General features: G+C 65.6%; 9 protein-coding genes. 3 read left to right on the plus strand and 6 right to left on the minus strand.

All coding sequences use genetic code 11. The features are described 5' to 3' along the window. The 3 genes from RBR29_RS08470 to flgB all read right to left on the minus strand — a co-directional run. Nucleotides 1-662 (minus strand): flagellar hook capping FlgD N-terminal domain-containing protein (locus tag RBR29_RS08470; RefSeq protein WP_320348591.1); only part of this gene is annotated, 662 nt, incomplete at its 3' end. An 11-nt stretch (nucleotides 663-673) separates the two neighbouring features. Then, on the minus strand, nucleotides 674-1,081 hold the full coding sequence (gene flgC / locus RBR29_RS08475) for a flagellar basal body rod protein FlgC (RefSeq protein ID WP_320348593.1): 408 nt from the start codon (nucleotides 1,079-1,081) through the stop codon (nucleotides 674-676). A 23-nt stretch (nucleotides 1,082-1,104) separates the two neighbouring features. Continuing rightward, nucleotides 1,105-1,518, minus strand: coding sequence for a flagellar basal body rod protein FlgB (gene flgB / locus RBR29_RS08480; RefSeq protein ID WP_320348594.1), 414 nt, complete (start codon nucleotides 1,516-1,518; stop codon nucleotides 1,105-1,107). A gap of 177 nt (nucleotides 1,519-1,695) precedes the next feature. Between flgB and flgA the strand changes: the two genes are divergently transcribed. From flgA to RBR29_RS08495, 3 genes are all read left to right on the plus strand, one after another. Beyond that, nucleotides 1,696-2,400, plus strand: coding sequence for a flagellar basal body P-ring formation chaperone FlgA (flgA, locus tag RBR29_RS08485; protein WP_320348595.1), 705 nt, complete (start codon nucleotides 1,696-1,698; stop codon nucleotides 2,398-2,400). A 141-nt stretch (nucleotides 2,401-2,541) separates the two neighbouring features. Continuing rightward, complete coding sequence (gene flgM, locus RBR29_RS08490; RefSeq protein WP_320348596.1) at nucleotides 2,542-2,829, plus strand: flagellar biosynthesis anti-sigma factor FlgM; 288 nt, start codon at nucleotides 2,542-2,544, stop codon at nucleotides 2,827-2,829. Continuing rightward, nucleotides 2,826-3,263, plus strand: a complete 438-nt coding sequence (locus tag RBR29_RS08495) for a flagellar protein FlgN (protein WP_320348598.1) — start codon at nucleotides 2,826-2,828, stop codon at nucleotides 3,261-3,263. Before flgM ends, RBR29_RS08495 begins: the two co-directional genes overlap by 4 nt. 81 nt (nucleotides 3,264-3,344) lie before the next feature. Here RBR29_RS08495 and flhF read toward each other — a convergent pair whose 3' ends face one another. The 3 genes from flhF to flhB form a co-directional block, all read right to left on the minus strand. Continuing rightward, nucleotides 3,345-5,666, minus strand: a complete 2,322-nt coding sequence (gene flhF / locus RBR29_RS08500; RefSeq protein WP_320348599.1) for a flagellar biosynthesis protein FlhF — start codon at nucleotides 5,664-5,666, stop codon at nucleotides 3,345-3,347. Further along, nucleotides 5,663-7,774, minus strand: coding sequence for a flagellar biosynthesis protein FlhA (gene flhA, locus RBR29_RS08505; protein WP_320348601.1), 2,112 nt, complete (start codon nucleotides 7,772-7,774; stop codon nucleotides 5,663-5,665). The genes flhF and flhA overlap by 4 nt, the downstream gene beginning before the upstream one ends. Continuing rightward, on the minus strand, nucleotides 7,771-8,913 hold a 1,143-nt coding region (flhB, locus tag RBR29_RS08510), incomplete at its 5' end, for a flagellar biosynthesis protein FlhB (protein WP_320348602.1). The genes flhB and flhA, both read right to left, overlap by 4 nt.

Consider the following 8,913-nt stretch of genomic DNA (forward strand, 5'->3'; position numbering starts at 1 on the left):
GAAATCTTCTGTCCCATGGCCAGGTTCAGTTTCAGGCCTTCGGAGGTATAGGCGATGCTGTTGATGTGGCCCGAGGTCAGCGCCTCGACGGGAACCGGCTGCCCCTTGGCATCCGAAGCGGCCACCTGGACGGTATAGGCCCCATCCGGCACGGCGGCCCCGGCGTCATCCAGGCCGTCCCAGGTCAGGGGATAGACGCCGGCCTTCTGGGCATCGAGTTCGATCGTGCGCACAGCCTTGCCGGTGGCATCCAGGATGGTGACCGTGGTCTTGGCTGCGCCGGACATCAGGTCGACGCCGAAGGGCGTGGCCGTCTTGACAGTCGGGTCGTCCGGATCGCTGCCCAGCGAGATCTTTTCCCCCGGATACAGGATGTCCTTGCCGATCAGGCCGGCGGCCTGCAGGGACTGGGACATGTCCATCTGGCCCGACAGCGCCAGCAGGGTGTTGTTCAACCCCTGGATGCCGTTGACCATGGACAGCTGCGCGATCTGCGAAGTGACCTGGGCATTGTCCATGGGGTTCAGGGGATCCTGGTTCTGCAACTGCGTGACCAGCAGGGTCAGAAACCGATCCTGGGTGTCGCCCATCAGGTTCTGGGCCTGCGCATTGACCAGCGCCGAGGCGGCGTGCGAACCATAGACGTCATTGACGGTAGACATGGCGGGGCTCCTTATTGACCCAGCGTCAGGGTCTTGGCCATCAGTGATTTGGCCGTATTGATCACTTCCACATTGGCCTGATAGGACCGCGAAGCGGAAATCATGTTGACGGTCTCGGCGACGACGTCGACGTTGGGCAGCGTGACATAGCCCTGGGCATCAGCCAGGGGATTGCCGGGATCGTACTGGATGCGCGGGGGGGCATTGCTTTCCAGGACCGAAGCCACCCGCACGCCGCCGACCGCTTCGGAACGGGCCGAAGGCGCCATCTGGAACACGACCTGGCGGGCCTTGTAGGGCTGGTCGTCGGGGCCGACGGCGCTGTCGGCGTTGGCAATATTGCTGGCTGAAACGTTCATGCGCTGGGACTGGGCCGACAGCGCGGAACCGGCAATCTGAAAGATACTGAAGGTGGACATGGCGGTTTCCGTGGCGCGGCCGGTTATTGCTGGATTGCGGCCAGCAGGGATTTGATGCGCCCGTTCAGGACTTGCAGATCCGTCTGGTAACGCAAGGTATTGTCCGCGAACTGCACGCGTTCGGTATCCATTTCAACCGTATTGCCGTCCAGGCTGGGCTGGGTCGGGACGCGGTACAGTTCCTGGGCGGGGCCGCTGGTCTGGGCGCGGGCCGGGATGTGGCGCGCCGAAGTCAGGGTCAGGGATGTATCGGGCAGGCGCGGCAGGCCGCCCTCGCCCATGGCTTCGCGCAAGGTAGCGTTGAAATCAATGTCGCGCGCCTTGTAGTTGGGCGTGTCGGCATTGGCGATATTGGACGCCAGGATTTCTTGCCGCTGCTGGCGCAGGGCCAGGGCTTTCTGGTAGAACTCGAAGTCCTTGCCGATACGATCGATCATGGCTTTGCACTGAAACAAGTGGGCGGAAAGCGCGCCGCCGCGCACCCAATGATCCCCCGACCATTCGCGGCTTTTCGCACGCCACCATAGTACGGTCCCCAGCAGGGGAACAAACGCCAAAACAAAGCGGGGATTGAAGCCCTATTCGGCCATTGCGGTGCTGTTTACAATGACGCCATGCGCACATCCCGCTTCCTGCCGCTTCTGTTCCTGTTGCTGCCGGCCGTCCTGCCCGAACCGGCACGCGCCCAGGCGGCTCGCCCCGCGCCGCAGGACCCGGCAGCCATCGTCACCCAGGCCGAGGCCCTGCTCAGGAAACGGACCGCCGCCTGGCCGGGGCGGGCCATCATTCACGTGGACCCTCCCCGCATCGTGAACCAGTCCGCCTGCGCGCAGATGGAGGTCTTTCTTGCCGGCTCGGGCCTGCAGCCGCGCACGCCCGTCGGAGTGCGTTGCCTGGCGCCACAGCCCTGGACCCTCTACGTGCAGGCCAGCGTCCAGATCCTGGGCGACTATTTCGTGGCCAACCGCCTCATCCGGCGCGACGAAGTCCTTGGCCTGGACGATCTGGATACCCGCGAAGGCGACCTGTTGCGCAACCGCCGGCTGATCAGTGACCCCGCCCACATCGTCGGCTGGATTGCCACGCGCCGCATCCGCGCCGGCAGTCCGATCGAATCGAACGCCCTGCGCGACCCGAACGCCATCGAACGCGGCCAGCACGTGCGCACGATCGCGCGCGGCACCGGCTTCGTTGCCACCAGCGAAGGCCAGGCCCTGGAATCCGGTACGCCAGGTACCCAGATCCAGGTCCGCACCCCAGGCGGGCAGATCATCACCGGCACGGTGATCGATGCCCATACCGTCCAGGTTATGATGTAGGCGTGTCGGGTGGAGGCCCAGGGGATCTCTGCACAAGGCGCCTGGCGCCGCACTCGTGTGAACTGGTCCTAAAGAATCCGCCCGGGTCGCCGTTACAAGCGATGCACCCATGATCCTTCCCACCCAACCCGGAGACGAGCCTTGAAAATCAATTCCACTTCGTCCAACCCCCTGCTGAGCGGGGTGGCCGGGGGAACGCGCGGCGATACGGCATCCCACGCCGCGTCCGGCTCGGCCACCAGCAATCGCGCGGCAGTTGACCTCAGCCCCGCTGCCCGCCATCTGGCAGCCCTGAACGATGGCAGCGCAGACATCCAGGCCGAACGCGTCCAGCAGATCCGCGATGCGCTGGCCTCTGGACAACTGAAAATCGACCCCAGCAAGATTGCCGATGGTCTGCTGGCCAGCGTACGCGATTTGCTGAAATGAATCCGGGCGACACGCTGCTGCAATGCATTCAGGCCCAATCTGGCCTGCTGGATGAATTCATCCAGGCACTGGAGGCAGAATCCGCCGCCTTGCTGGACAACCCCACGAACCTTGCGCTGGCCGAACTGACCCTGCGCAAGAACGACTATGCGCAACGCCTGGCACAGCTGGATCAGGAACGCGCGCGCATCCTGAACGATCTGGACCAGGCCGACGATGCCGACGGCATCGACGCTGTCTGTGCCGTCTATCCCGAACTGCGCGCAAGTTTTGATGCGCTGTTCGAACGCGCCGACCGTGCCCACCGGCTGAACCAGGACAACGGCCAGGTGCTGCGCACCTTCATGGAACACAATCAACGGGCACTGGATACCCTGCACGCCCTGATCAATCAGGATCTGTACGACGCGCGCGGACGGCTGCGCCGCCCCTGAAAACCACTGACACCAGGTCTCATCCTGCCTTTGTCTGCACATGCGGGCGGTCTTGTCGCGCCCGTTTGCTGCTCGGCTGGCTCAGGCGTTTCCCAGCAGTTCTTTCAGCGCGTACAGTTTGAGCAGCCCCGCATGGGACTGGCGCGGCGCCAGCCGGTCGGCGCCCAGCATGCGAGCCGCGACACGCGCGGCGGGCTGCAGGGCCGGATCCTGAGCCAGCCGCCAGGCAGCCAGGCCCATCTGGGCTGCGAACACGGCCCGGTCGACCAGGGGCTCACGCCCGGCATCCGCCAACAACGGCGTGGCCTGGCGCCAGGCTGCGTGGCATTCCTGGCGCAGGATCAGGGCGTGCGCAATGCGGACGGGATCGGGCTGCACCGCCATCCCAGCCACGGCATACCAGACTTTCAGCAGGCGTCCGTCCCGCGGGTCCAAGGCCCGCAGACTGAAGATCCGGACCGGCAGAGCAGGTTCACCCCGAGCGCGCAGTTCGGCCAGACCGAAGGCCGCCCACCAGGCCGGCCGGGCATCGACCAGGCCTGCCGCCGACAGCAGCGGCCAGAACGCCTGCACATCCAGGGGCTGATACATCAGGGGCTGAACCGCCGCCGACAGGACACTGGGCTCGTCATCCAACCAGACCCGGGTCCGGGGACTGCTGGCCGACAGCCAGCGGTTGCCACGGACGTTCAAGGCGCGCAGCAGCGTCTGGCTGCCGCCATCGAACACATGCAGAACGGCAGTGGGGGCATCTTCGGTTTCGGTATCGATCTGCGCCAGCAGGACGTCGGCTGCCGAAGGCGCGGTCAGCCGAGCGCCTCGGGGCGTATGCCAGCCATCGGCCAGGCCGGCCTGCTGCGAAGCTGCGGCCAGCGGCCGCCCCTGGCCATCGAACCAGGCCGCCCCCGACCAGGCGCCTCGCCGGCCCTGCCAGTCCAGTGACTGGCGCGCATGCACGACCAGGGCAGGCTGAGCGTCGTCCAGGCTGCCGTAGGCAACCCGGCGCAGGTGTTCGATGGCCTCGGCGGCTGGCGGCAAGGTGCCCGCCACCCGGCTGCGCCACAAATCGTAGGCCTCGGACAGGACCGGGTCCTCGTCCTGTTGGGCCACGGCGCAACGCAGCTGATCCATATCCAGCGCATCCCCGCGCGCCGAACCCGTCAGCAACTGCGGCAGCAGAATCTGTTGGCGCCGCCGTTCGGCGGCGGCATCCGGACTGTCGGCTGGCTGCGTCATGGACAGCAACGCCGCCAGATCGGCCTCGGAAGGCGCGTACAGGGTCCGGCTGGCCTGGGCCGGCGCCAGTGCCCGGTCCACCAGTTCAGCTGCCGACAGAAACAACAGGTTTTCCGGCACTTTCTGGCCATTGGACACATAATGAATCGGCAGTTTGTAGCGGATCGCCGTGTCCAGCGCCGCGCCCAGGCGCGAGGCTTCGTCGATCTTGGACACGATGCAGCCACGCAGCGGTGTGCCGCCATCACCGGCATAGGACCGCGCGACCTCGTCCAGCGTATCGCCATGGCTGGCGGCATTGAGCACCAGCAGGCGTTCGACCGTGCGCCCGGCGCCCGCCAGCAGGGCAGCCTGTTCATGAATGTAGCGATCGCGCTGGCTGATGCCGACATTGTCGATCAGCAAGGTCTGGTCCGGTCGCACAGACTGCACGACGCGGCGCATTTCATGGACGTCTTGCACGACATGCACCGGCACGCGCAACATCTGACCATAGATCTTGAGCTGCTCATGCGCGCCAATCCGATAGGTATCGGTCGTCACCAGGACCAGGCTGCCCGGTCCGCTGCGGCGCACGCAACGGGCGGCCAGTTTGGCCACTGTCGTGGTCTTGCCCACGCCAGTCGGGCCGACCAGGGCCAAGGCCAGGCCCGGCTGCCAGAGCGCGTCCTCGGATGACAGCACCGGCAGATGGCTGATCAGTTCTTTGCGGGCCCATTGAAGCGCCGCCCGGGCGCTGGCCTGCTCGGGCATGTGCTTGAGCATCGCCCGCAGCAGCGCCGTGCTGAAGCCAAAGCGCAGCAGGTTCTGGAACAGCGTGACGGTATGCGGAGAGCGGCGCAGTTGGCCGCCCCACAGCAGTTCATCGATGCGCGTCTCCAGGGACCCCTTGAGTTCACCGATTGCGCCCAGCAGATCCGCGCCCGGCGCGGCGGCGGCATATCCGGTGGACGCATGCGGGGTGGGCGCGGCTGGCCTGGTCTGCACGGGCCGGGAGGCCGCTGCAGGCGCATCGCCATCGGGCAGCGAGGTCTGGTCGGTGGCCAGGATTTCCACCCCACCGTTGACCCGCTTGTTGGAGATGATGAGGGCATCGGGCCCCAGCGCGAGACGCACCTGCCGCATGGCCTCGCGGTTGGTGGCGCCGAAAAAACGACTGATGTTCACTCAGGACTCCCGCCGACGACTGCCGTGACCCGAATGATCCGTTCTTCGGGAATCTCGGCACTGGAGAGCACCGCCATGTGCGGCAAGTGATGGCGCAGGAAACGCGACAGCGAGGCCCGCAGTACCGGCGGCACCACCAGCACGGGCGCATCGCCCCGGTCCTCCTGGTCCTGAACGGTGCGCTGGACATCGCCCAGCAGATTTTCCGCCAGACCGGGTTCAAGAGCGCCGCTGCTGCCCAAAGCCTGCATCAGCACCCGCTCCAGGCGAGCGTCCAGGCCGATGACACGCAGTTCCGTTTCGCCTGCAAACCAATGCTGGACAATGGCCCGACCCAGCGCCACGCGCACCTGGGCCAGCAGTTCGTCCAGGTTCGGCCCGGTGCTGGCCGGATTGAGCGCGGCCAGGCGCGGCGCATGTTCGGTGACGGTTTCGAGGATGCTGCGCATGTCGCGGATGGGCACGTCCTCGTCCAGGAGGCTGCGCAGCAGGCTCTGCAACTGGGGCAGCGTGATGGTCTTGGGGATCAGGTCCTCGACCAGCTTGGGCACATCGCGAGCGATGTGATCCAGCAGCTGCTGGGTTTCCTGACGGCCCAGCAGGCGCGATCCGTAGCGATGCATCAGGTGGTTCAAGTGAGTCGCCACGACGGTGGCGGTATCAACCACAGTGTAGCCCGCGATCTGCGCCTGCTCTCGCAATGCCGGGTCGATCCAGAACGCTGGCAGGCCAAAGGCCGGGTCCTTGGTCGGCGTGCCCTGGATGGGCCCCGTCACCCCACCTGGATCGATGGCCAGCCACTGCCCGACCTGGGCCACACCAAAGCCGATTTCGACGCCAAACAGCAGAATGCGATAGTCCGTGGGCTTGATTTCAAGATTGTCACGGATATGCACGACCGGGGGCAGGAAGCCCATTTCCTGGGCGAATTTCTTGCGCAGGCTGCGGATGCGATGCAGCAATTCGCCATTCTGCTGATGATCCACCAGGGAAATCAAGCGGTAGCCGACTTCCAGGCCAAGCGGATCGACAGGCGCGACGTCATCCCAGCTGGCCTCGGCGGCAGCGGCCACGGCGGCCTGTTCCCGCCCCGGGTCGGCTGCCGCCGCCTGCAATTCGCGCTGCTGGCGCTGGAGCAGCAGCCAGCCGCCGCCGCCCAGAATGGCCGCGAACAGCAGGAACGCCACATGCGGCATATTGGGAATCAGCCCCATCAGCGCCAGGATGCCGGCCGTGATGAACATCACGTTGGGATTGGAAAACAACTGCCCGATCACCTGCTGGCCGACGTCCTGATCGTCTGCCACGCGCGAGACCACCACGCCCGCCGCTGTGGAAATCACCAGTGCCGGAATCTGCGCCACCAACCCATCGCCGATGGTCAGCAGGGTATAGACGCTGCCAGCATCCGAAGCCGACATGCCGTGCTGCGCCATGCCGACGATCAAGCCGCCGATGATGTTGATCACCATGATCAGCAGGCCCGCCACGGCATCCCCGCGCACGAACTTGCTGGCGCCATCCATGGCTCCGTAGAATTCGGCTTCCTGGGAGACTTCGGCGCGGCGCTTGCGGGCCTCGTCCTCGCCGATCAGGCCGGCATTCAGGTCGGCATCGATGGCCATCTGCTTGCCGGGCATGGCATCCAGGGTGAAGCGCGCGCCGACCTCGGCAATCCGGCCCGCGCCCTTGGTGATGACGGTGAAGTTGATGATCACCAGGATGATGAACACCACGATGCCGACGGCAAAATTGCCGCCCACCAGGAAATGGCCAAAGGCCTCGATGACCTGGCCGGCGGCGTCCGGGCCCTTGTGACCATTGAGCAGCACCACCCGGGTGGAGGCCACGTTCAGGGACAGGCGCAGCAGGGTGGCAAACAGCAGCACCGAAGGAAAGGCTGCAAAGTCCAGCGGCTTGCGCGTGAACATGGCCACCAGCAGGATCATCACCGACAGGGAGATATTGAAGGAGAACAACAGGTCCAGGATGAACGGCGGCAGCGGCAGGATCATCATGGCCAGAACCATGAGGATCAGCACGGGGCCGGCCATCAGGCGGGCATGCCCGGAACTGTGGGCTTTGAGAAAATCCAGGAAACTGTTCATGAGGCGGGATTCAAGGCCTGTTCAGGGCCTTGTGGCAGGCCCTGTTGCGGGTCGAGTTCGGGGGGCACGCGCAGGTTCTGCGGCACCTGCGGCAGTGTACCCGAGCCCTGCTGCCAATTGCGCAGCTGGTAGACCCAGGCCAGGACCTCGGCCACGGCAGCGTACAGTGCGACGGGGATTTCCCGGTCGATCTCGACATGATGATAGAGCGCGCGCGCCAGCGGCGGTGCCTCCAGCAGGGCAACGCCGTGCCGGGCGGCCAGTTCGCGGATCTGCGCAGCAATCAGGCGGGTGCCTTTGGCCACGACCACGGGCGCCCCACCCTGCCCTTCGCGATAGCGCAAGGCCACGGCATAGTGGGTCGGGTTGGTGATGACCACATCGGCTTCGGGCACGGCGCTCATCATGCGCCGCCGCGCCATGGCGCGCTGCTGCTGGCGGATGCGGCCCTTGACGTGGGGGTCGCCATCGCTGTCCTTGTGTTCCTGCTTGACGTCTTCCTTGGACATGCGCAGTTGCTTGGCATGATTCCAGATCTGCCAGGGGACATCGATCAACACGATGATGATCAGTGACGAGGCGATCAGCAGGCAGCACAGCGCGGCCAGGTCCAGACCGCGCGCCAGGGCCTCGGTGGGCGCCATGCGGGACAAGGCCAGCATCTCGTCCCGATAGGCCCAGATGACCTTGACGCCGACGAAGCCGACCAGCCCTGCCTTGGCCAGCGTCTTGAGCAGTTCGATCAGCGTCTGCGCGGCAAACAGGCGCTTGATCCCCGCCAGCGGATTGAGCCGTTCGAACTTGGGTTCCAGGGCCTTGGAAGACAGCAGGAACCCCCCCAGCGCCACCGAGGAAAAGATGCCGATCACCAGCAACAGGGCCATGAACGGCAATACGATCAACAGGCCGTGCCAGGCGGAATCCCCCGCGACGTTGAGCATGACCTGAGGATCGCGCGTAATCCTGGGGTCGAACCACAGGCCATTGCGCAAAATGCCGCGCAGGGTGCGAAAGATCGATTCGCCGCCGAGCCACAGGGCACCGATGCCGCCGATCAGGGCCATGAACGTCCCCAGTTCACGCGAACGCGCAACCTGGCCTTCCTCGCGCGCCTTTTCGAGGCGCCGTGGAGTCGCAGG

The sequence above is a fragment of the Castellaniella sp. genome (assembly GCF_034007085.1).
Taxonomy (GTDB): domain Bacteria; phylum Pseudomonadota; class Gammaproteobacteria; order Burkholderiales; family Burkholderiaceae_B; genus Castellaniella.

Excerpts from the sequence above, each read along its gene's own strand:
- flgC (WP_320348593.1), bottom strand. The coding sequence starts at position 1,081 with ATGTCCACCTTCAGTATCTTTCAGATTGCCGGTTCCGCGCTGTCGGCC.
- flhA (WP_320348601.1), bottom strand. The coding sequence starts at position 7,774 with ATGAACAGTTTCCTGGATTTTCTCAAAGCCCACAGTTCCGGGCATGCC.
- flgB (WP_320348594.1), bottom strand. The coding sequence starts at position 1,518 with ATGATCGATCGTATCGGCAAGGACTTCGAGTTCTACCAGAAAGCCCTG.
- flgA (WP_320348595.1), top strand. The coding sequence starts at position 1,696 with ATGCGCACATCCCGCTTCCTGCCGCTTCTGTTCCTGTTGCTGCCGGCC.
- RBR29_RS08495 (WP_320348598.1), top strand. The coding sequence starts at position 2,826 with ATGAATCCGGGCGACACGCTGCTGCAATGCATTCAGGCCCAATCTGGC.